Origin of the sequence: Wolbachia endosymbiont of Folsomia candida (genome assembly GCF_001931755.2) — a bacterium.
In the GTDB taxonomy this organism is placed as follows: domain Bacteria; phylum Pseudomonadota; class Alphaproteobacteria; order Rickettsiales; family Anaplasmataceae; genus Wolbachia.
The window spans coordinates 631,761-656,002 of the sequence record NZ_CP015510.2; the positions used below are offsets into that span (position 1 = coordinate 631,761).

The window sequence follows — 24,242 nt, forward strand, 5'->3', positions numbered from 1 at the left end:
AGAAATAGTAACTTATCACTAGGACTGCTGAGATGTTGTTTATGCAACTGACATATAGTCAACTGGAAACACACAAGCCCAGTCATCTGAAGATTGGTGATGCTCATTTATCATTGACATTAATTCCTTTACATCTACAGCTTTACCATTTACTTCTATGTGAAATTCCTCTGTCCAATTTTCCATCTTTCCTTCCAAAACCGTTTCTAATGTTATTGGAAAGCTGTCAATATTTCCTTCCAAAACCATTTCTACTTTTATTGGAAAGCCGTCAGTAATTGTTTCTGCACTTTTATCTTTATTACCACCTTCTTTAAAACCATCAGGATAATCTTCCATAAATTGTTTTATTTCCGCTATACCTTCCTCGATAGAGCTTTCACTCAATCTTTCGGTAAGTCTTTCGTCATTTCTTATTTCTTCAAAGTTAATGAAAGCTTCTACTTGAATTTTGCTAATTAACATTTTGCCAAAGAGCTCATAGAGAAGGTTATTCCTGTCTTCAATCTTACAACCAGCAATATCTTTTGAGCTTATTTCCCAAGTTAAAGATACTTTGACCGTAGTATTGTAATCTACTTCTTTAGCATACACGCTAATCTCTGTATCATCTGTCCAAAAAACACATATATATTTTTACTTATTTAATTAATAAACTAGTAATATTATACTAATAAATGAATAATAAGTTAAGTATTTTTATATTTTTTCCTTTTTTTTATAAGAGATAAGATAAAGTTCTTAAATAAATTCTATATTTAATGAAATTAGTTTATCCAGACAAAGGCGGCTCAGAATTTTTGCACAAAAGTTAAATGCAGCACGTGATAAGTTATTGCAAGAAATAGTAACTTATCACTAGACACGCTGATATATTGTTTATGCAACTGACATATAGTCAACTGGAAACTCATAAGCCCAGTTATCTAAAGGTTGGTGATGCTCATTTACCATTGACATTAATTCATTTACATCTACAACTTCACCATTTACTTCTATGTGAAATTCTTCTGTATGATTATCATTTGCCAAATTTACTTCCAAAACCATTTCTACTTTTATTGGAAAGCCGTCAGTAATTGTTTCTGCGCTTTTATCTTTATTACCACCTTCTTTAAAACCATCAGGATAATCTTCCATAAATTGTTTTATTTCCGCTATAGCTTCTTCGCTAAATAGTCTTTCATTACCAAATCTTTCGTCACTTCTTATTTCTTCAAAGTTAATGAAAGTTTCTACTTGAATTGTGCTAACTAACATTTCGCAAACGAGTGTATTGATAAGGTCATGATTGTCTTCAATCGTATAACCAGCAATATCTTTTGAGCTTATTTCGAAAGTTAAAGATACTTTGATAGTAGTATTATAATCAACTTCTTTAGCATACACGCTAATCTCTGTATCATTTGTCCAAAAAACACACATATATTTTTACCTATATAATTAATAAACTAGTAATATTATGCCAATAAGCATCTAATAAGTCAAGTATTTTTATATTTTTCTTTTTTTTACAAGAAATAAGATAAATTTCTTAAATAAATTCTATATTTAATGAAATTAGTTCACCCAGACAAAGGCGGCTCAGAATATTTTGCACAAAAGTTAAATGCATCGCGTGATAAGTTGCTGAAGAAATAGATTCTCTATCTGCTTTACAAGCGTTTTTCAAACCACCATTTTCAGCTTGTTGATTGGAGTTGGTATAATATGCGTTTTATATCAATTTAATAATAAATCAATATAATTCTGTTAATATTTTTATTAATTTAGCGAAAAATATATGACTGAAAACAAACGTATTTTTAGAATTGAAAAAGGTCCAAAGTATACCATAGTAGGAGATAGAGATTATGCACCCTATCTCAATGAGTATTACAAAGCGAGATTTATAGATATAGAGAGTGGAGAAGAAATAAATCCAGGTCTATATCTTGGTGCATATTCAATGGACATGGGATCTCTTGAACTTTGTTATTTTACTGAATGTGAGGGAAACAAGATAGATACAGGTAAGCTTGATTATGAAAAAATTAAGGTGAAAGTGAAGCCTGATAGCAATGGCGAGTATCAGCTAACCCTCTGTGAAGACGATAAATGCATCACTTTGCATACTGTGGTGCTGATTATGATCTTAGTAAATACACTACTGATGATTCGCTAGTTCTTGGTATACACAGATCACCACCACTAGATACGCAGCAATATGAAAAAAGTCCTATAACCTTCATTGCAGAAACAGGAGGAAAGAAAATTTGCCTATTATACACTGCTGGTATAATGTTCTTTCATGATGTCATTAGTACAATGTCGTCGTCCGACTATAATTGGACATCAAAAGGTGTTTATGGTAATTTTAAATACATCACCATAGTCAAAAATCAAAATGGAGATTATCACTCTTATTTCTCTTATGAAGATGGCACTATTATAAATCCTACACATCATTTTGTCAATGAATTAGGTATAAAGCATGACCATTGTAAACCATACAATGCAGCACTGAATAACATACTAAAAAGTGCGCTTGTATTCAATGATCACAAAGATAACAAAAAACATGAGCAAGATACTTGTCAAGAAAAGCTCAAAATACAAGAAAAAGAGTGCAAAAATAACATTGAACAACTTCAACAGAAAAATGAAGGTCAGGAGAAAGAGTGTAAAAGTACTATTGAGCAACTTGAAAAGCAAAATAAAGCGGAGAAAACCAAGTGTAACAGTGATGTTGATGAACTTGAAAATCAGAATGAACAACTCAAAGAAATGAATTCACAGCAGAAGAAAGACTGCAAAAATACTGTTGAACAACTTAAACAGAAAAATGAGGAGGAGAAAACCAAGTGTGACAATGATATTCATGAGCTTGAAAATCAGAATGATCAACTCAAAGAACTCAATTCAAAACAGGAGAAAGACTGCAAAAATAACATTGAACAACTTAAACAGCAAAATGAGGACCAGAAAAATGAGTGTAAAAGTACTGTTGAAGAACTTGAAAAGCAAATTGCACAACAAAATACAGAGCAAGAAAATAAGTATAAGGCTACCATTGATGAACTGAGGGAGAAAAACACACAACTAGCTGCAAAAGTACAAAAGTTACAAACAACACTGGAAACATTAGCAGAGATGGCAAAGGACAAGTCATATTATCATGTGCCTGAACAACAAGATTTTGAATACACAGATAACGGCGTAGGAACAGTACTTAGCCAAGACTTGCATTATTACTGAACTTCTGTGAGAAACAAAACTTGTAACGTGTAAAAGTTGGCTACCGCGCGGTGTTTTGGAATATTTTAGAACTACGATATAGGAAAATCCACTGTACATAAATGGTGGAGGTTACCGTGCTAAAAAAACTTGCTCTCACGGGCGTTATGTAAAATGGGTGAAATAGGCTATATTTCTTAAGTTTTTGGTAGTATCTATTTACATAAAAGTACCTACCTATCTGAGAAAGAGAACAACCAAATTTTAAAATCTAAAGTAAATTGGTAAATATCAGCTTTTTTATTAGCACTGATTTGCAACACAAAAACGTAAAAAAACAGCATGAAAATAAAATGCAAAAATATGCATTAAAAACTTGCACCGCTGATTTTCCTGATTACTATATAGCCAAGCTTAGCATAGTGGGTTTGAGTAGTGAAAGCAATTAAGGGGCTTCTATGCTAAAAACACAATATCCAACAGATTATCTAAAAAAAGAAGGGATTAATTCAGGAGCTAACTATCTATCAGAAGAGGAGCAGCACATAGAGCAAATAGCTAAAGATTTGAAACAAAAACCTAACTTAAAACGTTTTAAACGCTCCGCAGATAATCTAGCCTTACCAGGCAATTTTGAAATAAAATCAGCAATAGGTGGAGGAGACTGTTTTTTTGATTCAATTGCACAAGGACTTAAACAACTAAAGCCTGAAATGGACTTTACTGTAAAATCCCTAAGAGAAGTTTGTAAAAGGCTTGCTATAGATAATCAGCAGTTAAGGGGTAAAGTTATAAGAGATGCTAGGAGTATTCAAGATCCTACAGTAATTGTTCCAAATTCTGATATTAGTGATGATGAACTCTGGAATATTTATTTAGCTAGTATTGAGTATACTTTTGAAGATATAGAACAGATTCGAATTAATAATCCTACTTTATATCAATCATTAACTAATTTAAAATATGGAAATACATTACAAGTACCTATATGGGGAAGGCCTGATATCGAGGGTCAGTTAATTTGTAAGGAATATAGCATTGAGCTACATATTGTTGAAAAGTTGCCTATTGTAGGGTGGTCGAATCAGGTTGTTGATGGATCAGGATCTAGATCTGTAGATGATATAGATTATAATGAAGTTGATACAATTCGTATTATAAATAGAGGCACAAATCATTTTGAACCAATACTTAATAAAGAAAGAATTAGAAATGCGATTCAGCAACAACTTCAGCAGTCTTCTTCTGATAATCGCCAGCCTAGATCAGACCGACAATCGGAACCAGGAACTTTTGACCAAGTTAATAATCCAGTTCAACATCCTAACTTAGATAACCAGCCTATTGATTCTATTAATAATAGAGCTGATTCTTCTCAACATCAACTTCCTGCAAAAGTATCTAACGTGAGACAGGGCTTAAGCTCTGATGAGTTTGTCCAAAGCAAAGTTGATTCTGGTGAGCATAAGCAGCAACCTTATAGTAATCGTCAACCTAGGTCAGATAGACAACAAGAGTTGGGAATCTCTGGTCAAATAAATGATCCAATAAAACAATCATCTAGCAATCGTAACTCTAGATCAGATCAACAACCAGAGCTGAAACTTAGATCCCCAAATCAGGTAGAGGGAACATCAGGTTCACAGTTATCAGCTCAGGAAGTAAAATATAATAAAAGAGAGGGAACTTCAGGTATTGGTGGACAGCTTTACGAAATAAATCTATCAGGATATAGATTTGATTTTTCTTCAGGTTAAGGATAAAGTACTGGAATGGTGGAAAAGAAAGAATGGTGAGTATCTAACAGAAAGTAATGATTTTTTTGATCAAGCACAACAAAATCTTGCTGGGTCAGCATTAGCCGCTTCTACTTTGGAATATCGCATCAAGATTGCAGAGTTTGGTATTAGTTTTGAGCAAGATGAAATTCAGGAACAATTAAAGAATTTTCTCACTCCTGAAAATTCCAATAAACAAATTTTCAATGTTATTACCGAACAAAATACATTAAGCGCTATTAAGGTATGTCAGATTTTAAACAATATCTATAAAAGTGGTAGCTACATTTTCATGCCCATAGATTCTGTGCTGCGTCTCCAGAGTCATGTAGTAGATGCTTTTGAAGGAAATAAAAATCTGTTAGTAATTGAATGCATAAGTAGGAAAAATAATGTAGACGTAGAGAATTTATCTACAGAATTAAAAAAGGTTCTAGTCCATAATTACAAAAAGCAGAAGCCTATCTATCTCATAATCAGCCTCTGGCCGGTTTGCAAATAATTCTATAGCACCAATATTATTCTTACAGCCACACAGAAAGCCATAAAGCCTTATCTTATTTTCAAGGTAAATTTTCATATCCTCTGAAAGATTCGGCTCTTCATAAGCTTTGGATAGTTTCTCATGTAGATAGTCCAAATCCATCTTGTTTATTTTTTCAGGCAGCAAAATTGTCAATAAATGCTTCACCAACTCAACGTCATTCGATTTGATTGCTTGGTAAAGTGCTTCTTCTTTATTTTCTCTCAAGTCGTAGAGCTTTGATGAGCCACCGAGACTAAACAAATAATTAGTTAGACCCTTATTTTCTACCACAATATTTGCTTCCCTCAGTGGATTTTCATCATCACAGGATTTTATCAGTTCTTTTTCGCAGACTTCTTCCATTACAACTGTAACTTCGCTAAGTTTTTTCAACTGACTAATGTCATTACTTTCAATTGCATCTTTTGCTTTCTTCAGTACCTGCCTGTAAAGCTCTTGTTTTTCTTTGTTATCCAAACTTTCACAGTGTTCTTGCACCTGCACAGATGTCCACGATAGTAATTTCATAGTTGATCCATAAATCTTACTATAATAAATTATTTTCAGCAAAGCTCCTATGATTGTTGTCAATTATAAATTTCATATTTTGTAAAATCTTTAAAAACCCAGTTATTTTTAAGTGTGTAGAAAATTTCTGTCAGCAATTTCTCAGCAGCTCTAAATTGCATAAAAGTCAATAATGATTTTTTGCATTACCCAAAACATTTTCTGATATAAAATTCAGCTCTAATACAATTTTTTATTTATTACTGTGCCATCTGATTCAATCAAAAGTTGTTTCATTGGCAACAAAAACACCAAGTTTTTAATTAATCTTTTTTAAATTAATGTAGCTAATGAATATGTGTATAAGTATGTCCCCACATATTTTAAGTACTTATGCACATATTCATTAGCTTATAAAACTAAGGTTCCATATTTTCCTTCACGATTATTATCCAATAAAAAATTCAAATTTTGTGAAATCTTTAAAAATCCAGTTCTTTTTAAGCGTATAGAAAATGGTTGTCAGGAATTTCCTAGCAGTAGCAATAATGGCCTTAGCAGAACCACGCCTTTTTTTCACATTTTCATAGAAACTTTTCAAGTAAGGACTATAACGTATAGCACGATAACTTCATAATACACCTCCTTCAATTTGTTTTTGTGATTTCAACCTTGCAATTGCTATTTTAGAAGAGCTCTCAATACGTTTTTTTAACTCCAGTTCTTGTTCTAAACTTATCGATATCCAGAACCTTTCACCAATACGTCGTGCATTAATAAACTTACGTTCAATCCAATAACGTACTACGTAATGACTGACATTGAATTTTTCTGCAACTTGTTTCACTGATAACTCTTCTTCAGATTTTTGATTACATAGTGCTGGGATCTTATGTTTAAATCGAATCCATTTCATACTTTTTATAGTAAAAGGATTACCTTTATTTGTTGTCAGCCCCTCTTGGTTTAACAAACTAATAATTTGTTCATCAGTCATTGTTTTCGATAGCTGTCTTATCCGATCAATTATATCATCTGAATGCCTCCATCTGTCATAGGATTTTTTTGGCAATTGCACCTCTAAGTCCTCTATAGCATTTGTTTGCCAGCGTATATGTAGTACTGCTTTTTGTTCACTACGTAGTTTTTCAACAGTAATATCCTTAACTAGAAGTCGTAAAATACGCTTTCGATCTCTTGCACTTGTTGATTCTGCATTCCATAAGCGTGGTAAGTCCTGAGCTAGTGCCAACACTTTCTCTTTTTGTTGTTTTGTAGCTGTAAGTACATCATTTTTCTTATATTCATCATATTGATTCTGTGCTTCTTCCAATGCTATTAAAGCTTCGTTCCAACGTTTCTCCAATGTTCCAGCTACTAGGCGATTTGATGGGTCTACTTCTTCATAACGTCTCTGTGCCAGTTGTACTTCATAATCTGCTCTTTTTATCTGCATTTGCCATTGTTTATCTAGCATGTGACCTCGTTGCTCCAATTCTTCAAATGCTTTTACGGCAATCTCAATTTGCGCAGGTTCCATGACTTCCAATACTCTTTTTACGATAGCTTCATCCAGAGGATTTCCATAAACAGAAAAACAACTCTTACTATCTTCTCCCCACTTCTTTTTCCAATTACATTCATAAACAGCAAGAACACCACCTTTGCTCTTATACCTTACAGTAAGACGACAGCCGCAGTAACTACAAATTAATAATCCCTGCAATAATCCCAATCCTTCTCGTACTGCTGTAGGTAGCATATTCTCTTCTCCACTGGTTTGATTATTTGCTAAAACCTTTTTATTTGCTACATATTCTTCCCACGTTATATAACCTTCGTGGTGGTTTTTTATCATTGTATGCCAGGCTTCTGTCGGTAGGCGAACTACTGTTGTCTTGACCAATCCAGTACTTGATAATTTTTTCTGATATTTAAAGCGACCATAAACATAAGCTCCAGCATAAGAAGGGTTTTTTAATACTGAACATACCCTAGAATGTGTCAGTGCTCCCCATATTAACTTTCCTTTCCAAATACCACCATATGCTCGTTTTGGAAACTGTATTTTGTTCTTACCAAAATGATGTACTACTCCATAAGCACTGCCCTTTTCTTTAAATACTTTAAACAATAATTGAATCACACTTCTTACTTGCTCATTATCGTCAAATCTAGTATTACCTTCATCATCATAGCAAAATCCTACTGGGAGAGGAAATCGAAGCTCTCCTTTCTTAGCCTTATTTACCTTACCTCCTAAAAGTCTAGCACGGATGAAATGCAACTCTGCGTGTGATATCGTTCCTTTTAGCCCAAGTACCAATTGGTCGTTGAAGTCATTAGGATTGTAACAACCATCTTCATCTATAATCAATGTATCTGTTAAAGCACATAATTCCAGTAATCTATGCCAATCACTGCAAGATCTAGATAATCTCGACGCTTCCAGTACAAACACGGCTCCTACTTTTCCCATTGATACATCAGCAACTAATATTTTAAAATCTTCTCGATTATTAGCTTGAGCTCCTGAAATCCCTAAATCATCATCTAAAACTCTTATGGCATTCTGAGACCATCCCATTTGTTGCGCTTTATCTTTCAGTTTATACTGCCTTTCAGTACTCTCCTGATTGAGCCTTACCTGTCCCATTGTTGATTGCCTTAAATAAACGTATGCTGGTTTTAATATATGGTGGTTCTGAATTTTGTGTGCTGTCATTATTAATATCCTCCGTTTTAATCAATTGTTGTTCCACTATTAAATACTCATGCAACATGTTTGCTATACAAATAGCTATCCTGGTAGCATCTACTGATATTACGGAGGTTTTTCCTTCCAATGGCATAATTTCTTTCCTATAATCGTTTCTGTGTTAGTCATTAATCAACCTCTTTGCTATTTTTAGCTTGATCAAGATTGGTAACTAATTTAACTAACTGCTGAAGATGGGAAAACGATAAAATAGGCGATAAATCAGTAAGGGTTTGATAAAGATTAGGATCTGCTTTGTCTGTCCAATCACGTGGAATGCCCACTGTACCACGCGTCAACGTTTTCAAACTAAATATATCCCGATTATTAAAGTTTTTTGTTGATAATATTTGAAAACTTTTCCCCTTCCATGGATGGAATGGATGAGTAATAGTAGCGTATCCCGAATATCGACTGGACTTAGGTGCAGTTAATTCTAACCATGGGTATGTTCAATGCTCTGAGTTTTCCTCCAGCTTTTGGTATTTCCTTCCTACGGTTCCTATTTGGGCTATAGGTTTTGGTTATTAGTTCGTGTCTTATTTGTTGGAGATACTTTTCTAAGCCTTCTGCTTCTATCGATTCGAATGTCACCTTATCAATTCCTGGTGCCCCATTACTCTTCTTTGTCAGCTTATATGCTTCTTCTAGTGTTTCCATCTTACAGACGTGAACATAGATTCCCCAGAATCGCCATTCCGGTTCTGCCTTCGCTTTGGTATATATCTTTCTTCTCAGGTCTTGTAATTTAATTGGCATTTTTATCATTTTTACCTTTACCTCCCTTTTGTTAAAAGATTCCTACTAGTAGGGTGCCTTTGCTCCATGAGCGTTACCTCACTTCATCACTACTACACACCCATCCGCCACCCTCTCATCTTCGGTTCATTTCCTGTTTTCCAGTTATAGAACCTACCGCTCCAAGGTATTTCTCCTTTGGATGAGGAGGGCTTCTCCAGTTGCTTTGTATGTCCTCATTACCATGCCATCACTCACACCCCGCTGAAGTAGAACAGTTGTATCAGCCGCATTTCAACTGCCTATTTTGCCTTCACCAGTAAACCGTTGGTTCAGCCTTCAGTACTTTGCTTTTCGAGGCCACCTATGTGTTCGTTTTCACTACGGCCTAGTAATTCGCCATTATCCTACGATAACGTTGTCGGTAGGCTTCAACATTTTGGTTTCCCTCCACATTGCTACCCTAGCTACAGGACTCCGACTCTTATCCTGGTGGGTCTGACTCCCACTGAACATACGTGCCTTTCCTGGACACACGATTTATAAGCATGACCTCTGCTGCCTCTACCTGAGTCAATTGATACTTAGCAATTATGCTTGTTATATAGCTCATAATATCTATTCTTACATTTTTTATGTTAGATCGTACTTTTATAGTTGTTATATACTCTGGTCTATTTATTACTAAATTTAAATCGCAATTCAATCTCAATAAAAAAAGAAAAATACGCTCTAAAGAAAAGCTTGAAATTTTTAGATGTTTTAATCTAGATACCGTTGGTTGATTAACTTTAAGAACTTCAGCTACTTCTTCTTGGGACCAAGAATCTCTTTGTACTATAGTGTTGATTATTTTTACCAATACAATTCTAACATCCTTAATATTTCTTAAATCAAATTGTGAAGTTGGTGAAGTAACAGTAAATTTCATGACACTTTACTCAAATAGATTTTTTTAGTAGAGGATTGTAATATATTCTTCAAGTGGTTATAGTGTGGTATGAACTCTCTTGATATAATAATAGGTAAAAAAATAAGGCTGTGGAGGCGAGCACGTGGATTGACAACGATGCAATTGGGAGAAAAGTTATGCATTTCATCTAGCCAAATAATGAAATACGAGAGAGCTGAAGCTAAAATTTCAGCAAGTCGGCTATATGAGTTAGCAAAAGTTCTTTCAGTTGGTGTATCGGACTTTTTTATTGATATGTCTTCGGACTTACATGAAGACGATGAAAGTGATACAGAAGGTAGAGAAATAGTAGAGCTCATAGCAGATTACAGAAAAATCAAGAAAGAATTACAGGGATCAGCTCGTTTAGTGATAAAGTCTTTTCCCAGGGATTAACGTTCTAAATGAGAAGTTTCTTTACCACTTACTTTATCAGCCCATAATATGGTTTCGTTGCTTTTAGGCTCAGCGTGTTTGATTGTCTCTGTAGTTTTTGGATTACCCCACCGGCCAGATCTTACAAAACTTCCTTTCTCTATTGCTGCTTTGACAGATGTTCCACCAAATAGGCATCCGTTACCTATAATTTCCCCTGTTTCTTGCAGATCATCCCATAGCTCTTTGTTTTCTACGCTAACTTGTATTTGATCATAATTTTTCACATCTTGGTAAACTCTGACGTGTAATTCTCCCAAGCTGCTAGGAAAAGTTATTGTAAAGGAGCTATTATCTGAAATATCTGAATAATTTCTTTCACCATTTTCTCCGGTTTTAATTTCTAGCTCGCCTTCTCCTATTTTTATGATATTACTTCCGAGCTCTAAGTGACCATTGCTGAGGCCTAAACTTCTTGCACCTTCAACGACTTTTGCAATCTCAACTTTGCTATTTTGTGAGAATTCTATATGGAAAGTTTGATTGTCTATTTCCACATTTTCAACACTTCCTGTAGCAGTAGCATTCTCTGCAACTTGTCTAAGTTTTGCGAGCCGATTGTGTACTTGTGGCTCAACTTCCATCTTTATCTTATTGCAAATTTCAATTGTTTTTTCATCGTCTAGTTCATCAAAATCTGCTCCGTTTAGTGCCAATTTCCTAATGATACTTTCTTGCTTACTTCCAATGAATTTACTGTCAAGTATTTTAAGTACCGAAACATGAGAAAAGCTAAAGCCATCCTCGTTAGGTGCATTTATTCTTATCCCTGATTCCAGTGTCTCATCGACCACTTTTCCCAATTCATCTATGGTTTTAGCCATAATAGCTTTTTCCAAAAATGCACTTAATTTCAAGTTTTCATGCTCATTTAACCTGATTTTGCTTAGAGCTGATTGAAATGGGTTAAGTGCTCCAGGATAGCCCAGTTGTTTCTTATTTGTTTTTGAAGTACGCGCTAGATTAGCTGCTAGACCTTTAGCTACGTTTTTCAATAAATCTGTAGAAATAGTAGTTTTTACTTTACGTTTGCTCATAATACCCTCCGAATCTTTATATTAGTATATAACCTCAATCATGAGTAAAAGATTAATATAACATGCTTCTTGTGACTAATCAAGTCTTATAAAGATTATTTATACTAAACAAAGAATATAGGTAATAAACAAAAAAGTAATAATATACTTACTACTATTATTAATAAATAAAATTGCAAAAAAAAATTTAAAAATGACTTGATCTTCTTGAAAATCCATGGCTTTATGGCCACCACTGCCAAAAAGCAGAGTAAATAATTGAATTTGTTTAGTCGTTAATAAATAGGTAATTTTATGAATAATAGTGAAAACAAAAGAAAAACAGAACTGGAAAAAAGAGTATTAGCAAGCAAAGGTAGGTCGTCATTACTTGATCTTGAGCTGGTGGAGCTTATTTTATATTCTTCATTTAATAATGGGGAAAATAAAGAAGTTGCAGAAAGATTATTAGAGCTGTTCAAGAGTATTGGTAAGGTGATTAGCGCTGACTTTCATGAGCTGAAAAGTGTAACTGGTATGAACGATTCAGCAATAGCAAGTATTATGTGTGTGAGGGAAACAATTGAAAGAATGCTCAGAGAAGATCTGGAAGAACTGCCAATAATTGAGAATCAGAAAAAATTGATAGAATACTTAAGAGTAACAATAGGCCAATTAAGTATAGAAAACTTTCGTGTTATTTATTTGAACAAGAAATCTCGTATTATCGATGAGTACACTCAAGAGGGAACAGTAGATAAAACACCTCTATATGCGAGAGAAGTAATAAAAAGAGCACTACTAGTAGGAGCAACTGCAATGGTTATAGCACACAACCACTTAGGAAGTGCAAAACCATCACAGCACGATATAAGTTTAACCAAAATCCTATCATTAGCGTGCAGTAGCATGGAGATAGAGTTAATTGATCACATAATTGTGACAGAAAAAAATTACTTTAGATGATATGAATAGTTATTGCTCGGTTGAGAGCATGAGAAGATAATAACTTCTCAGAGTGGATAGGTAGCAGGTTGGGCAAAGCTTGAGGCTCCCTCTGCTTTTATATGCAGTGAAAGAAGACCTCGTACTTTAGATTAACCGCACCTGCCACCGAAAACCATCGTGCGGCCCATAAAATTCGGTGACCGCGTATAGGAGTTTGGATCAACCGGCAATATTCTACTCTGATATATTATTATGCAATTGGAGGAAAAAGTATGCGTTACATTGGAGTTGATTTACATACAAATAGCTTCACTGCCTGTTATTTAGAGCAAGAAAAACCAGAATATATTCGCACGTTTCGCTTGCAGGATATAAACAATTTTATTGAGAATCTTCAGCCAACAGATGAAGTAGCTTTAGAAGCAACAGGTAACAGCTGTTTCTTTTATGATGAAGTGTTACCTTACGTCAAGCGTGTGGTAATAATTGCTCCTTTGCAATTCGAAGTTATTCGCCGTTCTGTACACAAGACAGATAAGCATGATGCAAGAGCTATTGCTTTTTTTCTAAGCAAGGATATGCTGCCTGAAGCAAGATGCAAAAACACACAATATCAGCAATTAGTTTCTCTTCTTAAAACAAGAGAACAGTTAGTAAAATCACGGATATCTTTGATTAACAAAATGCACAGTCTTTTTAATTACCACGGAATAAAAATTAAAAAGGAAGCACTGACAACCAAAACGGGGTTTAAACGTGCTATTCAAAAACATAATTGGTGTCATTTGGAAAAAGTTGAAATTGAAGTGATCAGCTATCACCTAGAAGCTATACGAGAAAGCCTCAAGAAACTTGAAAAGGAAATTGAAACTTTTGTTAAACAGCTTCCTGGATTTTATAATCTCATTAGCATTAAAGGCATTGGTGTAATTTCTGCAGCTGTTTTTATTACAACAATTGGTGATATTAATGACTTTCGCGATCCTGAAAAACTCACTGCTTATTTTGGAGTTGTACCATATGTTTCTCAATCTAATCAACAGTGCACGATTGGAAGGATTACCAAACGAGGGTCGAAAATGGCACGCACTGCTTTAATACAGTGTACTTGGGTTGCTCATGGTTAGAATTAACTGCACCTAAGTCCAGTCGATATTCGGGATACGCTACTATTACTCATCCATTCCATCCATGGAAGGGGAAAAGTTTTCAAATATTATCAACAAAAAACTTTAATAATCGGGATATATTTAGTTTGAAAACGTTGACGCGTGGTACAGTAGGCATTCCACGTGATTGGACAGACAAAGCAGATCCTAATCTTTATCAAACCCTTACTGATTTATCGCCTATTTTATCGTTTTCCCATCTTCAGCAGTTAGTTAAATTAGTTACCAATCTTGATCAAGCTAAAAATAGCAAAGAGGTTGATTAATGACTAACACAGAAACGATTATAGGAAAGAAATTATGCCATTGGAAGGAAAAACCTCCGTAATATCAGTAGATGCTACCAGGATAGCTATTTGTATAGCAAACATGTTGCATGAGTATTTAATAGTGGAACAACAATTGATTAAAACGGAGGATATTAATAATGACAGCACACAAAATTCAGAACCACCATATATTAAAACCAGCATACGTTTATTTAAGGCAATCAACAATGGGACAGGTAAGGCTCAATCAGGAGAGTACTGAAAGGCAGTATAAACTGAAAGATAAAGCGCAACAAATGGGATGGTCTCAGAATGCCATAAGAGTTTTAGATGATGATTTAGGGATTTCAGGAGCTCAAGCTAATAATCGAGAAGATTTTAAAATATTAGTTGCTGATGTATCAATGGGAAAAGTAGGAGCCGTGTTTGTACTGGAAGCGTCGAGATTATCTAGATCTTGCAGTGATTGGCATAGATTACTGGAATTATGTGCTTTAACAGATACATTGATTATAGATGAAGATGGTTGTTACAATCCTAATGACTTCAACGACCAATTGGTACTTGGGCTAAAAGGAACGATATCACACGCAGAGTTGCATTTCATCCGTGCTAGACTTTTAGGAGGTAAGGTAAATAAGGCTAAGAAAGGAGAGCTTCGATTTCCTCTCCCAGTAGGATTTTGCTATGATGATGAAGGTAATACTAGATTTGACGATAATGAGCAAGTAAGAAGTGTGATTCAATTATTGTTTAAAGTATTTAAAGAAAAGGGCAGTGCTTATGGAGTAGTACATCATTTTGGTAAGAACAAAATACAGTTTCCAAAACGAGCATATGGTGGTATTTGGAAAGGAAAGTTAATATGGGGAGCACTGACACATTCTAGGGTATGTTCAGTATTAAAAAACCCTTCTTATGCTGGAGCTTATGTTTATGGTCGCTTTAAATATCAGAAAAAATTATCAAGTACTGGATTGGTCAAGACAACAGTAGTTCGCCTACCGACAGAAGCCTGGCATACAATGATAAAAAACCACCACGAAGGTTATATAACGTGGGAAGAATATGTAGCAAATAAAAAGGTTTTAGCAAATAATCAAACCAGTGGAGAAGAGAATATGCTACCTACAGCAGTACGAGAAGGATTGGGATTATTGCAGGGATTATTAATTTGTAGTTACTGCGGCTGTCGTCTTACTGTAAGGTATAAGAGCAAAGGTGGTGTTCTTGCTGTTTATGAATGTAATTGGAAAAAGAAGTGGGGAGAAGATAGTAAGAGTTGTTTTTCTGTTTATGGAAATCCTCTGGATGAAGCTATCGTAAAAAGAGTATTGGAAGTCATGGAACCTGCGCAAATTGAGATTGCCGTAAAAGCATTTGAAGAATTGGAGCAACGAGGTCACATGCTAGATAAACAATGGCAAATGCAGATAAAAAGAGCAGATTATGAAGTACAACTGGCACAGAGACGTTATGAAGAAGTAGACCCATCAAATCGCCTAGTAGCTGGAACATTGGAGAAACGTTGGAACGAAGCTTTAATAGCATTGGAAGAAGCACAGAATCAATATGATGAATATAAGAAAAATGATGTACTTACAGCTACAAAACAACAAAAAGAGAAAGTGTTGGCACTAGCTCAGGACTTACCACGCTTATGGAATGCAGAATCAACAAGTGCAAGAGATCGAAAGCGTATTTTACGACTTCTAGTTAAGGATATTACTGTTGAAAAACTACGTAGTGAACAAAAAGCAGTACTACATATACGCTGGCAAACAAATGCTATAGAGGACTTAGAGGTGCAATTGCCAAAAAAATCCTATGACAGATGGAGGCATTCAGATGATATAATTGATCGGATAAGACAGCTATCGAAAACAATGACTGATGAACAAATTATTAGTTTGTTAAACCAAGAGGGGCTGACAACAAATAAAGGTAATCCTTTTACTATAAAAAGTATGAAATGGATTCGATTTAAACATAAGATCCCAGCACTATGTAATCAAAAATCTGAAGAAGAGTTATCAGTGAAACAAGTTGCAGAAAAATTCAATGTCAGTCATTACGTAGTACGTTATTGGATTGAACGTAAGTTTATTAATGCACGACGTATTGGTGAAAGGTTCTGGATATCGATAAGTTTAGAACAAGAACTGGAGTTAAAAAAACGTATTGAGAGCTCTTCTAAAATAGCAATTGCAAGGTTGAAATCACAAAAACAAATTGAAGGAGGTGTATTATGAAGTTATCGTGCTATACGTTATAGTCCTTACTTGAAAAGTTTCTATGAAAATGTGAAAAAAAGGCGTGGTTCTGCTAAGGCCATTATTGCTACTGCTAGGAAATTCCTGACAACCATTTTCTATACGCTTAAAAAGAACTGGATTTTTAAAGATTTCACAAAATTTGAATTTTTTATTGGATAATAATCGTGAAGGAAAATATGGAACCTTAGTTTTATAAGCTAATGAATATGTGCATAAGTACTTAAAATATGTGGGGACATACTTATACACATATTCATTAGCTACATTAATTTAAAAAAGATTAATTAAAAACTTGGTGTTTTTGTTGCCAATGAAACAACTTTTGATTGAATCAGATGGCACAGTAATAAATAAAAAATTGTATTAGAGCTGAATTTTATATCAGAAAATGTTTTGGGTAATGCAAAAAATCATTATTGACTTTTATGCAATTTAGAGCTGCTGAGAAATTGCTGACAGAAATTTTCTACACACTTAAAAATAACTGGGTTTTTAAAGATTTTACAAAATATGAAATTTATAATTGACAACAATCATAGGAGCTTTGCTGAAAATAAGTTACTGTAGTAAGATTTAAGGATTAACTATGAAACTACTATTGCAGACATCTCTAGAAGTCAAAAAACATTGTGAAAGCTTGGATAACAAAGGGAAACAAGAGCTTTACAGACAGGTGCTGGAAGAAGCAAAAGTAGCAATTGAAAGTAACGACATTGATCAGCTAAAAAAACTGAGTGAGGCTGCAGTTGCAATGGAAGAAGTAAGTGAAAAAGAGTTGCTTGAATCCTTTGACGATGAAAATCCGCTTAAGGAAGCAAATATCGTAGTAGAGAGAGATGGGTTAACCAATTATCTGTTTAGTCTTGGTGATTCATCGAAACTCTACGACTTAAGAGAAAATAAAGAAGAAGCGCTTTACCAAGCAATCAAATCAGATGATGTTGAGTTGGTTAAACACGTATTGATAGTGCTACTGTCGAGTGATTTTGAAGGAAAGGTAGATCTAAAGGGTTTGGTAAAATTGCTATCAAAGGGTTATGAAGAGTTGAATCTTTCGAAGGATATGAAAAATTACCTTGAAAGGAAGATAGGGTTTTGCAGATTTTTGTGTGATTTTAAGTTTGACGAAGATCCCATAGAGTTATTTGCAAATCGGTCAGAGGTTGACTATGAAATAGATAAGTTTCTGCTTTCTTTGATTACAAAAAAGACAAAGGAAGAAGAGCTACTTTCTGAAATAAGCAGTATGATTGAGCTTCTAAAAAAGTATGAAAAATTTGACGGATTGGAATATAAGATCAGAAGATTAAAATCAGAACTTGAAAGCGGAAAAAGTAAATATTCAACTGAAGTCATTCGTGATAGCATTAAAGAACGGGAAAAGGAAATGGAGGAAATTAAAGAAAAGTACATCAAGTCAGTTGATTTAATTGATGAAAGGAAAAGGCTAGTGAAACAACTGCTAAGAACAGTAGCTCAATAACTGGGATAACGTTCGCGCTGAAGTGGCTAAAGAGTCTTTTTGCAATTTTTGTGTTTCATCAGGGTAAAGGCATAGCTATATAACGTCTATACATGTACTGGACTAAGTGAACTTGTTACTTTAGCTCTCATTTAACCTTCCTCTCTACCTTCTTTTTGGTCTCTCTACAGCTTGATGAGTTGCCGCAACTTTGACATCAGACACTGACGTAGTAGGTTGCTCTGTTACCCAATCCGGCTTTGCTCTGCCTTTCTCCCATTTAGCAAATCTCATTTTTTCCTGCAGATAATATTTTCTATAAGCTTCTACAGCATCATTACATTTATGTTGCTCTGGTAGTGCTTGTACAAAAGCTTGCATATCAGTTGATTGAAAAATGAGCAAATTTTTATTACTATCACACCAATCTATTACTTTTTCTGACTTATGCTCTTTTTTATACCGGTAAGTATACTCTTTACATAATTCTTTTCCGTGGGTTATTAACCAATCGAAATTTTCTTTTGATTCTCTTGCCCATACAGAACAAGGGTGATTTTTGTGAGTAAGTTTATATGGAACTGATATACTCTTATCTGTAATGCTTACTAACGGACCTGACTCTTTTGCTACCCAAAAAACACTACTTAATAATTGAGCAGTTTCCAACACCATCTTTACCACATGCTTATCACACAACATTTGTGCTGCAATTACTGGGTCTTCATGTAGTACAAAAATATTCATCACACCTCACTTTAGCTTAATCTATTATATCAAGTAGGTATGCCAAATTCAAAATAAATCTGTTGTTATTTCAATTTTTTCTGCTTCTTTCTTCTGTTACTTGTACGTATTTTATAATAAGTTATTTTCATTCTAGTTGTAATTGAAATTAAGATTTTTATATATCAGTATGATTACTATGATAATGAACTAAATTATATAATTAATTGAAAATTTAATGAATACTTTCTTTTTGAAGTTTCTCGATCTCGCTAATAGGTAATCCAGTAAATTTAGCAACGGTGTTAACATCCATGTTATCAGCAAGCATTGACTTTGCTACTTCAATTTCCCTTGCTTTTCTACCTTCTTCTCTGCCTTCTTCCCTACCTGCTTTTTTGCCTTCATCTTTAGCATCATCAAGCCGTTGTTCCCAAATAGCTGCCTCTTTCTGTACACTCAAAATTCTTTCTTCATATGCTGCTAGATCTTTTTTATCCCAGCTAAACCTATCTAATTCATCGTACGCTAACTTTATTATTGGTGCTTGTTCAGCAATCTTCTTTAGGTCTTCATCTGTTGTATCTTCTGCGTATTTAAAGAAATAACACCAACGTTCTACTATGTTTTCTAGTTGCTCTACTTCACTTTTAGGAAATTTAGGTAGCTCAATAAAGATAAACTGCAAATCTTTTAAGTAATGTCCATTGGTTTTGATATCGCGTATATTGTGAGTAGATAAGTAATCAATCTCTTCAGGAAACAAGTTACAATTGGAAACAGCTATGAAATAAACTATCTTTAAATCAATGTAATTACCAGATTTATCTAATTGTCTTGAGTAAGCTTGAGCAGCATATAATTGAGCGCGTTTTTCAAAACCCTTATCTCTAGCAACCTGCATTTCAACAACATATCTCGCACCACTTGAATCCTTGCAAAGAATATCAACTATACTTTGTTTATCAGAAGCAATCTCGGGATTCATAATAGTACTAAGAAACTCCACTTCTTGTATTGCATTTTCCTCACCGAACCCCAAAATATCATTTAAAAAATGGATAAGAATATTTTGATTTTTTTCAGTACCAAAGATTCGTTTGAACGTTAAGTCGCATTTTGGATCTAGAAACTTAGAAATAGCCATAACCGAGATACCTGAAAAACCATTGATAATTATACATCATTTATGATAAATATTCAACGTTTTTGTTGTGTTTTGCTTAACATCATTTTTATAAATACCTCTGTAAAGTAGCTAAAAAGCCTAATAAGCAAATTCATTTTTTCAGTGTAGACGATTGACCTCCCAAAAAACACAAGCGCATAAGCTCAATCACGATTACCTACCATCGAGAGGACGGATCTGTCAATCGCCCACTCCTCTATTATAAAATACTTGAAAATAGTATTCAACTTTTTTTAGCAGAAAGATTTCAATAGAAAGCGGTGTTTGTTGCTATAATAGATGATAATATTTAGCTGCAGCTCTCATTAATAGTAAATTTATGTCTAATTTCAAGTTTCAGGTGTATTCATTTTTAAACTGACTGTTTTACGCGCCATTAGAACACCGTTTTAGGCTTGGATGGTCAATCTTCTTGTCTTTTGCTATTACCTCTATAAATCCACTTATAAGCCCGGTAAATATATTCTCCATTTTCGCATGGTTTTATGCTAGCGTTATGAAGTTGTTTTCTTACTATTTATTAAAATCTTAACTTCAAAATCTAGTCTTACCAAAAGCATAAGAAGCTTATCTAATGAAAAGTTTGCAGTGTTTAATCTTTTAATCATGGAAATGTTTGAAAGAGGAATTTGTAGAACATGTGCGGCTTTTTTACTGTTCCATTTATTATCTATTGCCTTATTTATCATTTGAATTAACATGGCTTTTATATTAGTGTTAGTAGTATTTAATGTCTCCATTCATCTTAATCATTATATTAGAATTAACATAAAATTAGCAGAATCTTTATATAAATCAATGACAATTAGCTAGTTCGCACCACTCTTCCTCGCTGAGCACTTTTATACCAAGCTCCATTGCTTTTTTGTACTTTGAACCAGGCTCGTTTCCAACAACTAGAAAATCTGTATTGCTGCTCACACCTGAACTTACCTTTGCACCCAGAGATTCAGCTTGTTCTTTTGCTTCGGTTCTGCTTAGGGTTAAAAGTGTACCAGTAAAAACAACCACCTTACCACTTATAGTTGTGCTACATTTATTGTTATCAACTGGAATAATCTTTAAATGTGGTATAAGTTCATTTAACATATTCAAGTTTTGTTGATTGGAAAAGAATGATCTTATAGATTCAGCTATTTTCTCGCCTATGCCATCAATATGCAGTAACTCATGGTAGGCTTGATTGTTTGATAACTTAACCATTAGATTTTCAAATGAAACATAGCGATTCGCAAGCAATTTTGCTACATACTGGCCAACGAAGCGAATGCCTAGTGAACATATAAACTTATCGAGGCTGATTGTTCTTCTACTATTAATGGAATTCAACAAATTTGCTATAGATTTTGGTCCCCATCCATTATATTTTTTCAAGTCAAACTCTTTTAATTTTTCTTCTAACATAAATATGTCTGAAACTTGCTGAATAAGGCCAATATTATAGAAGAATTCGATCTGCTTATCGGCTAGGCCAACTATGTCAAAAGCTTCCTGGGAAACGAAATATTTTAACTTTTCAATAACTTGAGCCCTGCAGGTCAGTTCATTTGTGCATCTAATAGCAACTTCACCCTCAACCTTTTCGACCCTGCTACCGCATTCTGGACAAACTTTAGGAAATTCAAATTCAGGTGCATCTGAAAAACGAAAATTCTTGTCTACTTCTACAATTTTAGGTATTACATCTCCAGCGCGTTCAACTACTACAATATCACCTTCACGTATGTCCTTTCGCCTGATTTCATCAAAATTATGTAAACTTGCTCTACTTACAATCACTCCTCCTATACTTATTGGTGTTAATTTTGCAACTGGAACAAGCTGACCAGTACGGCCTACTTGTACAAATATTTTTTCTAACTTGGTTTTTCCATAAGCTGCAGGGAATTTATGAGCTATTGCCCAGCGTGGTGCCCTGTTTGTACTTCCTAATTTGCTGTGTAATTTTAAATCATTGATCTTGAATACCACTCCGTCTATGTCATAGTTTAAGTTATAACGTTCACTATAAATCTTATTGTAAAACTGTAGCATTTCATCCACATTGTTTGCTAATGATTGGTGCTCATTCACACAAAAACCAAGTTCTTTCAGCCTATTTAATACCTCACTCTGAGCTTTTTCCGCTCCACCAATTAAAGAATATGCAAAATATTTAAGTGGTCTGCTTGCAGTAACATTTGAATCCAACTGTCGTAAGGAACCTGCAGCAGCGTTCCTTGGATTAGCGAAGTCATTATTTTTGTTTAATTCAAGAAAGTCATTGTTGCTTATGTACACTTCACCCCTAATTTCTAACCTATCTTTGACATTTGGCAGAGCCTTCGGAAAATCATCTATAGTTGAAATATTTCTAGTAATATCCTCACCTTCACTGCCATTCCCACGGGTTGCTGCTTTGACCAATTTTCCATTCTCATATATAGCAGAGAACGATAATCCGTCAATTTTTGGTTCACATATAATTTCTAATTTATCAGTATTCAGAAGCTTTTTTACCTTTGCCAAAAACTTTTCCACGTCGTTCTGATCATAGGCATTATCTAAAGATAACATCGGACTGAGGTGTGTTACCTTATTAAACCTACCATCAGGTTCTGTACCTATCTCTATTTCTTCTCCTGCTTCAATTGCTTTATGCTTAAGTTCATCATATTCAGAATCTGTTATTTCAGGCCTATCTTCTTGATAGTACAATACGTTATGATGTTTGATTTTTTGGATTAATTCTTGATTTGCCATACATTACCCCACTACATGTAGCTCATTAGCCTTCTTCACAGTAATTTCCACTTCATAACCCAATAGAGATAAGAACATGAAAATCCTGTCTAAGCTAAATCCTTTTGTTTTCAAATTTACAATTGCAGATACTTTCGGTTGATCGATCTTGAGTACATCTGCAGCCTTTTTTTGAGTCCAACCATTTGCCTTAATTATATTTCTAACAATGCTCAACATCTCTGTTTTAACATTATTGCCATTTGCTATAATTGTCTTTTCCATAATTTATACCTCTCTAATTCAGCTTTATATTCCATAACTATTTCCAGCTTTTACTATCCCCCTATGCAGTAATAATAGCTCCACTATCTCCTGATTATTCTTTGCAATTGCTATACCAAGTGCAGTCAAATTGCCTTCAACATCAGCTCTTACATAAACATTTGCTCCATTGCTTACCAGTATTTCAACCATTTCTTTGTTATTCTTCATGACTGCAGCATGTAATGGAGTACAGCAGTGTTTACCGCCTAATGCATTAACGTTAGCTCTATTCCGTAGCAGAATTTCTGCTGTTGATTTATGACCATGGGCAACCGCTAAATGTAATGGTGTATAAAAATCTCCATCTAAGTCATTAATATTGCAACTAGCTCTTTTTATAAACATTGACAATATTCCGTCATACCCACACTTTGCAGCTATATGAAAAGGAGTGTTCAGGCAATTATCCTGACGGTTTATATCAGCTCCATATTGCAGTAAAGTTTGAACCGTTTCCTGATGATTAAATAATGCAGCAAGGAAAAGAGGTGTCCTGCCATAGATATCTTTAGCATTAACATTTCCTTCACTTATAATTAGAGCTTCAAGAATATTGCTATATCCATATTGGGCTGCCAAGTGAATAGCAGTATTGCCTTCGTTATCCTTAGCATTAACGTTTATTCCGCACAAAACGAGGAAATTAACAACCCTTTTGCAATTCCATTTACAAGCAAAACGTAGACACTTTATACCGAGTTTAGTATTCGCAACAACGCTTGTAATTATGTAAAAAGGAAGTGAAAGTATCGTAAGTACTCTATCCCTCTTAATTTTTCTGACTATAGCCACTAACTCCTTATCGATATCCATACTAGCCTCCACTATTAAAGTCTGTAATTTGTTGCTAGCGCCCTAGGACGTTAGTGACCATAAATGGACTTAGACGTTCTTGATAATTTAAGGATTTTTGATTAAGATGATAGTTAAGCCCTTCTTCCAGATTGCGTGTGTCGAAAACAACATTTTGAGGAGAAGGCATTCGTTCACTTTTCAACCATTCATTTTCAAACCTTACGCTTTTTAATTTGCTCGAAAAACTGTGTAAGATCTGTTTTATAACAATCAAAAGATCATTATCTTGTACAATTTTCTTATTTTGCATATAACCTCACATTATTACCAAACTGTTATAGTTTACAGTGATAGATATTAACAAAATATTGACTGGCATGCAACTCTAGTTAGAAGGTAAATAAATTAATTCTCTCTAGTCGAGAAAGTTAATA

At 34.3% G+C, this 24,242-nt stretch carries 24 protein-coding genes and 4 pseudogenes; 12 read left to right on the forward strand and 16 right to left on the reverse strand.

Annotated elements, in window-relative coordinates; translation table 11 throughout:
• Positions 1-39 precede the first annotated feature (39 nt).
• Entirely contained in the window at positions 40-594 is a 555-nt protein-coding gene (locus tag ASM33_RS02845; RefSeq protein WP_110410441.1) for a hypothetical protein, read from the reverse strand.
• 285 nt (positions 595-879) lie between these two features.
• Positions 880-1,425 (reverse strand): hypothetical protein, encoded by a 546-nt coding sequence (locus ASM33_RS02850; RefSeq protein WP_110410440.1) that lies wholly within the window; start codon positions 1,423-1,425, stop codon positions 880-882.
• Positions 1,426-1,551: 126 nt separating this feature from the next.
• Between ASM33_RS02850 and ASM33_RS08865 the strand changes: the two are divergent.
• From ASM33_RS08865 to ASM33_RS02875, 5 genes and pseudogenes are all read left to right on the forward strand, one after another.
• Positions 1,552-1,641, forward strand: a pseudogene (locus ASM33_RS08865) (molecular chaperone DnaJ); the annotation flags it as partial.
• Between the two features lie 142 nt (positions 1,642-1,783).
• Entirely contained in the window at positions 1,784-2,164 is a 381-nt protein-coding gene (locus ASM33_RS02860; RefSeq protein WP_110410439.1) for a hypothetical protein, read from the forward strand.
• Positions 2,098-3,237 carry a hypothetical protein gene (locus tag ASM33_RS02865; RefSeq protein WP_110410438.1) on the forward strand — a complete coding sequence of 380 codons (1,140 nt, stop codon included), beginning with the start codon at positions 2,098-2,100 and terminating at the stop codon, positions 3,235-3,237. Before ASM33_RS02860 ends, ASM33_RS02865 begins: the two co-directional genes overlap by 67 nt.
• A gap of 437 nt (positions 3,238-3,674) precedes the next feature.
• Complete coding sequence (locus ASM33_RS02870; RefSeq protein ID WP_110410437.1) at positions 3,675-4,973, forward strand: OTU domain-containing protein; 1,299 nt, start codon at positions 3,675-3,677, stop codon at positions 4,971-4,973.
• Complete coding sequence (locus tag ASM33_RS02875) at positions 4,954-5,496, forward strand: hypothetical protein (protein WP_110410436.1); 543 nt, start codon at positions 4,954-4,956, stop codon at positions 5,494-5,496. The genes ASM33_RS02870 and ASM33_RS02875 overlap by 20 nt, the downstream gene beginning before the upstream one ends.
• Here the strand turns inward: ASM33_RS02875 and ASM33_RS02880 are convergent.
• From ASM33_RS02880 to ASM33_RS02905, 6 genes and pseudogenes are all read right to left on the reverse strand, one after another.
• Positions 5,428-6,048 (reverse strand): hypothetical protein, encoded by a 621-nt coding sequence (locus ASM33_RS02880; protein ID WP_110410435.1) that lies wholly within the window; start codon positions 6,046-6,048, stop codon positions 5,428-5,430. The two genes, ASM33_RS02875 and ASM33_RS02880, sit on opposite strands and share 69 nt — an antisense overlap.
• A gap of 427 nt (positions 6,049-6,475) precedes the next feature.
• A pseudogene (locus ASM33_RS02885) lies at positions 6,476-6,649 on the reverse strand (IS110 family transposase); the annotation flags it as partial.
• 9 nt (positions 6,650-6,658) lie between these two features.
• Positions 6,659-8,752 carry a recombinase family protein gene (locus tag ASM33_RS02890; protein ID WP_110409269.1) on the reverse strand — a complete coding sequence of 698 codons (2,094 nt, stop codon included), beginning with the start codon at positions 8,750-8,752 and terminating at the stop codon, positions 6,659-6,661.
• Positions 8,753-8,913: 161 nt separating this feature from the next.
• Entirely contained in the window at positions 8,914-9,177 is a 264-nt protein-coding gene (locus ASM33_RS08325; RefSeq protein WP_157956406.1) for a DUF5372 family protein, read from the reverse strand.
• A gap of 28 nt (positions 9,178-9,205) precedes the next feature.
• Positions 9,206-9,553 (reverse strand): reverse transcriptase family protein, encoded by a 348-nt coding sequence (locus tag ASM33_RS02895; RefSeq protein ID WP_237342935.1) that lies wholly within the window; start codon positions 9,551-9,553, stop codon positions 9,206-9,208.
• Between the two features lie 454 nt (positions 9,554-10,007).
• Entirely contained in the window at positions 10,008-10,454 is a 447-nt protein-coding gene (locus ASM33_RS02905; protein ID WP_110410434.1) for an XRE family transcriptional regulator, read from the reverse strand.
• A 69-nt stretch (positions 10,455-10,523) separates the two neighbouring features.
• Here ASM33_RS02905 and ASM33_RS02910 point away from each other — a divergent pair, with 69 nt between their 5' ends.
• Complete coding sequence (locus tag ASM33_RS02910) at positions 10,524-10,871, forward strand: helix-turn-helix domain-containing protein (RefSeq protein WP_110410433.1); 348 nt, start codon at positions 10,524-10,526, stop codon at positions 10,869-10,871.
• Here the strand turns inward: ASM33_RS02910 and ASM33_RS02915 are convergent.
• On the reverse strand, positions 10,868-11,947 hold the full coding sequence (locus ASM33_RS02915; RefSeq protein ID WP_110410432.1) for a hypothetical protein: 1,080 nt from the start codon (positions 11,945-11,947) through the stop codon (positions 10,868-10,870). The genes ASM33_RS02910 and ASM33_RS02915 overlap by 4 nt on opposite strands.
• 294 nt (positions 11,948-12,241) lie before the next feature.
• Here ASM33_RS02915 and ASM33_RS02920 point away from each other — a divergent pair, with 294 nt between their 5' ends.
• The 6 genes and pseudogenes from ASM33_RS02920 (at position 12,242) to ASM33_RS02945 (ending at position 18,071) form a co-directional block, all read left to right on the forward strand.
• Positions 12,242-12,892 (forward strand): JAB domain-containing protein, encoded by a 651-nt coding sequence (locus ASM33_RS02920; protein WP_110410049.1) that lies wholly within the window; start codon positions 12,242-12,244, stop codon positions 12,890-12,892.
• Between the two features lie 254 nt (positions 12,893-13,146).
• A pseudogene (locus tag ASM33_RS02925) lies at positions 13,147-13,992 on the forward strand (IS110 family RNA-guided transposase); the annotation flags it as partial.
• The gene (locus tag ASM33_RS02930; protein WP_110409270.1) at positions 13,977-14,309 is read left to right on the forward strand and encodes a DUF5372 family protein; all 333 of its coding nucleotides are present in this window, start codon (positions 13,977-13,979) and stop codon (positions 14,307-14,309) included. The pseudogene ASM33_RS02925 and the gene ASM33_RS02930, both read left to right, overlap by 16 nt.
• 161 nt (positions 14,310-14,470) lie before the next feature.
• Positions 14,471-16,564 (forward strand): recombinase family protein, encoded by a 2,094-nt coding sequence (locus ASM33_RS02935; RefSeq protein WP_110409269.1) that lies wholly within the window; start codon positions 14,471-14,473, stop codon positions 16,562-16,564.
• A 9-nt stretch (positions 16,565-16,573) separates the two neighbouring features.
• A pseudogene (locus ASM33_RS02940) lies at positions 16,574-16,747 on the forward strand (IS110 family transposase); the annotation flags it as partial.
• A gap of 427 nt (positions 16,748-17,174) precedes the next feature.
• Positions 17,175-18,071 (forward strand): hypothetical protein, encoded by an 897-nt coding sequence (locus ASM33_RS02945; protein ID WP_110410431.1) that lies wholly within the window; start codon positions 17,175-17,177, stop codon positions 18,069-18,071.
• A 144-nt stretch (positions 18,072-18,215) separates the two neighbouring features.
• Here ASM33_RS02945 and ASM33_RS02950 read toward each other — a convergent pair whose 3' ends face one another.
• From ASM33_RS02950 to ASM33_RS02980, 7 genes are all read right to left on the reverse strand, one after another.
• Positions 18,216-18,797, reverse strand: a complete 582-nt coding sequence (locus ASM33_RS02950; RefSeq protein WP_237342954.1) for a pyrimidine dimer DNA glycosylase/endonuclease V — start codon at positions 18,795-18,797, stop codon at positions 18,216-18,218.
• Positions 18,798-19,011: 214 nt separating this feature from the next.
• Positions 19,012-19,923, reverse strand: coding sequence for an Rpn family recombination-promoting nuclease/putative transposase (locus ASM33_RS02955; protein WP_110410430.1), 912 nt, complete (start codon positions 19,921-19,923; stop codon positions 19,012-19,014).
• A gap of 536 nt (positions 19,924-20,459) precedes the next feature.
• The gene (locus ASM33_RS02960) at positions 20,460-20,705 is read right to left on the reverse strand and encodes an XRE family transcriptional regulator (RefSeq protein ID WP_110410429.1); all 246 of its coding nucleotides are present in this window, start codon (positions 20,703-20,705) and stop codon (positions 20,460-20,462) included.
• A 55-nt stretch (positions 20,706-20,760) separates the two neighbouring features.
• Entirely contained in the window at positions 20,761-22,707 is a 1,947-nt protein-coding gene (gene ligA, locus ASM33_RS02965; RefSeq protein WP_110410428.1) for an NAD-dependent DNA ligase LigA, read from the reverse strand.
• A 3-nt stretch (positions 22,708-22,710) separates the two neighbouring features.
• Entirely contained in the window at positions 22,711-22,971 is a 261-nt protein-coding gene (locus ASM33_RS02970; RefSeq protein WP_110410427.1) for a helix-turn-helix domain-containing protein, read from the reverse strand.
• 24 nt (positions 22,972-22,995) lie between these two features.
• Positions 22,996-23,826 (reverse strand): ankyrin repeat domain-containing protein, encoded by an 831-nt coding sequence (locus tag ASM33_RS02975; RefSeq protein ID WP_110410426.1) that lies wholly within the window; start codon positions 23,824-23,826, stop codon positions 22,996-22,998.
• Positions 23,827-23,860: 34 nt separating this feature from the next.
• A complete protein-coding gene (locus ASM33_RS02980) occupies positions 23,861-24,118 on the reverse strand; it encodes a hypothetical protein (RefSeq protein ID WP_110410425.1) in 258 nt (85 codons plus the stop codon).
• Positions 24,119-24,242: the final 124 nt, after the last annotated feature.

Bases quoted from the DNA above. Each gene is read 5' to 3' on its own strand.
- ASM33_RS02850 (WP_110410440.1), bottom strand. From the start codon at position 1,425: ATGTGTGTTTTTTGGACAAATGATACAGAGATTAGCGTGTATGCTAAA.
- ASM33_RS02915 (WP_110410432.1), bottom strand. From the start codon at position 11,947: ATGAGCAAACGTAAAGTAAAAACTACTATTTCTACAGATTTATTGAAA.
- ASM33_RS02975 (WP_110410426.1), bottom strand. From the start codon at position 23,826: ATGGATATCGATAAGGAGTTAGTGGCTATAGTCAGAAAAATTAAGAGG.
- ASM33_RS02935 (WP_110409269.1), top strand. From the start codon at position 14,471: ATGACAGCACACAAAATTCAGAACCACCATATATTAAAACCAGCATAC.
- ASM33_RS02955 (WP_110410430.1), bottom strand. From the start codon at position 19,923: ATGGCTATTTCTAAGTTTCTAGATCCAAAATGCGACTTAACGTTCAAA.
- ASM33_RS02895 (WP_237342935.1), bottom strand. From the start codon at position 9,553: ATGATAAAAATGCCAATTAAATTACAAGACCTGAGAAGAAAGATATAT.
- ASM33_RS02910 (WP_110410433.1), top strand. From the start codon at position 10,524: ATGAACTCTCTTGATATAATAATAGGTAAAAAAATAAGGCTGTGGAGG.
- ASM33_RS02870 (WP_110410437.1), top strand. From the start codon at position 3,675: ATGCTAAAAACACAATATCCAACAGATTATCTAAAAAAAGAAGGGATT.
- ASM33_RS02905 (WP_110410434.1), bottom strand. From the start codon at position 10,454: ATGAAATTTACTGTTACTTCACCAACTTCACAATTTGATTTAAGAAAT.
- ASM33_RS02980 (WP_110410425.1), bottom strand. From the start codon at position 24,118: ATGCAAAATAAGAAAATTGTACAAGATAATGATCTTTTGATTGTTATA.
- ASM33_RS02880 (WP_110410435.1), bottom strand. From the start codon at position 6,048: ATGAAATTACTATCGTGGACATCTGTGCAGGTGCAAGAACACTGTGAA.
- ASM33_RS02960 (WP_110410429.1), bottom strand. From the start codon at position 20,705: ATGGAGACATTAAATACTACTAACACTAATATAAAAGCCATGTTAATT.
- ASM33_RS02865 (WP_110410438.1), top strand. From the start codon at position 2,098: ATGCATCACTTTGCATACTGTGGTGCTGATTATGATCTTAGTAAATAC.
- ligA (WP_110410428.1), bottom strand. From the start codon at position 22,707: ATGGCAAATCAAGAATTAATCCAAAAAATCAAACATCATAACGTATTG.
- ASM33_RS02890 (WP_110409269.1), bottom strand. From the start codon at position 8,752: ATGACAGCACACAAAATTCAGAACCACCATATATTAAAACCAGCATAC.
- ASM33_RS02970 (WP_110410427.1), bottom strand. From the start codon at position 22,971: ATGGAAAAGACAATTATAGCAAATGGCAATAATGTTAAAACAGAGATG.
- ASM33_RS02920 (WP_110410049.1), top strand. From the start codon at position 12,242: ATGAATAATAGTGAAAACAAAAGAAAAACAGAACTGGAAAAAAGAGTA.
- ASM33_RS02860 (WP_110410439.1), top strand. From the start codon at position 1,784: ATGACTGAAAACAAACGTATTTTTAGAATTGAAAAAGGTCCAAAGTAT.
- ASM33_RS02945 (WP_110410431.1), top strand. From the start codon at position 17,175: ATGAAACTACTATTGCAGACATCTCTAGAAGTCAAAAAACATTGTGAA.
- ASM33_RS02950 (WP_237342954.1), bottom strand. From the start codon at position 18,797: ATGAATATTTTTGTACTACATGAAGACCCAGTAATTGCAGCACAAATG.